The organism is Agromyces albus (genome assembly GCF_004134825.1).
Lineage (GTDB): Bacteria > Actinomycetota > Actinomycetes > Actinomycetales > Microbacteriaceae > Agromyces > Agromyces albus.
The window spans coordinates 1-1,361 of the sequence record NZ_SDPN01000098.1 but is presented as its reverse complement, the minus strand read 5'-3'; the positions used below and the strand labels follow the sequence as shown (position 1 = coordinate 1,361).

The 1,361-nt window shown below is 71.6% G+C and carries 1 protein-coding gene; it reads right to left on the bottom strand.

Features of this window, described 5'->3' with window-relative positions; translation table 11 throughout:
* Positions 1-115: 115 nt before the first annotated feature.
* Entirely contained in the window at positions 116-1,321 is a 1,206-nt protein-coding gene (efeO, locus tag ESP51_RS20390) for an iron uptake system protein EfeO (RefSeq protein WP_129522681.1), read from the bottom strand.
* Between the last annotated feature and the right edge of the window lie 40 nt (positions 1,322-1,361).

Below are 1,361 nucleotides of genomic sequence, written 5' to 3'. Positions count from 1 at the left end.
GCGATCGCGACGCCCGCTCCCCCGGCCGCGCCGGCGGCGGCGCCCGCAGCTCCAGCGCCGAAGAGGCCGAGGAGCTGCCGGCGGCTCACGCCGCTGTCGTGCGGATTCTCTCCCATCAGACCCCGAGCACCGTCTGGGTGAGCTGCGAGAGTGGCTCGGCGAGGGCGTTCACCTGGTCGGAGAGCGCCTTCTTGTCGGCATCGGTCAGCATGGCGTAGTTCACGAAGCCGGCATCGAGCGAGCCGTACGCGGCGAGGGCCTCCTCGAGCGCGGTGAACTGTGCGTCGATCTCGGCGGCGAGCGCCTCGCCCTCGGCGCCCTTCGACTCGGCGAGCGCGCGCACCGCGCCGAACGCGACGCCGGCGCCCTGCACGTTCGCGGCGAAGTCGGAGAGGTCGGTGCCCGACCACCAGTCCTCTTCACCCGTGATCTTGCCGGAGGCCACCTCGTCGAGGAGGGCGATCGCGCCGTTCGAGATGTCGCCGAGCGTGACCTCGAAGTCGTCGGCCGTCACGAGGTCGCGCAGCTCGGTGACATCCGCGACGAGGCCGTCGGCGAAGGCCTTGCGCTCCTCGAGCGTCGACGGTGCCCAGTCGGCGAGCGCGTCCTGGCCGTCGGAGTTCAGGTCACCCGCGGCCGGCGGCCACAGGTCCTTCTCGATGCGGTGGAAGCCGGTCCAGTCGAGGCCGTCGGCCACGGCGTCGACCTCGCGGAAGTCGATCTTCGGGTCGAGGTCGCCGAACGCCTCGGCGGTCGGCTCGATTCGCTCGTACGGCACGCGCGTCGCGGCGAACAGCGAACGGGCGGTCTCGTCGTCGCCCGCGGCGTACGCGGCGGCGAACGCCTCGACGGCGGGGATGAGCTCGGCGGCCTGCGATCGAACGTAGGCGATGTACTCGGTCACGGCCTGGTCGGCGAGCGCCTGCTCGTCGGCCGAGACGGCGGATGCCTCACCGGTGACCGTGAACTCGGCGAGCCCGACGGGAGCGCCCACCTGCTGGAACTTGCACGCCGTGTAATAGGTGCCGGGCGCGAGCTGCGCGACGAACTCGACCTCCTGGCCGGGCGTCACGTTCTCCTTCTCGCCGACGATGCGCAGCTGGTCGTCGGCGAGGATCTCGAACTCGTTCACGTCGCTGCCGTTGTTGGCGAGGCTGAACGTCACGGCGCCGGCCGTGGCCGTCGAGGTCGCCACGGCGCATCCGTCGTCGGTGATGTCGACGGCGATCGCCGCGGCGAGGTCGGACTTCGCGACGCAACCCGAGAGGGCGAGTGCGAGTGCGGTCACGGCAGCGGATGCCGCGAGGGCACGTCGGGTCATGTGTTGCTCCTGATCGGGGTGGAGGTGGGGGTGGGCGTGG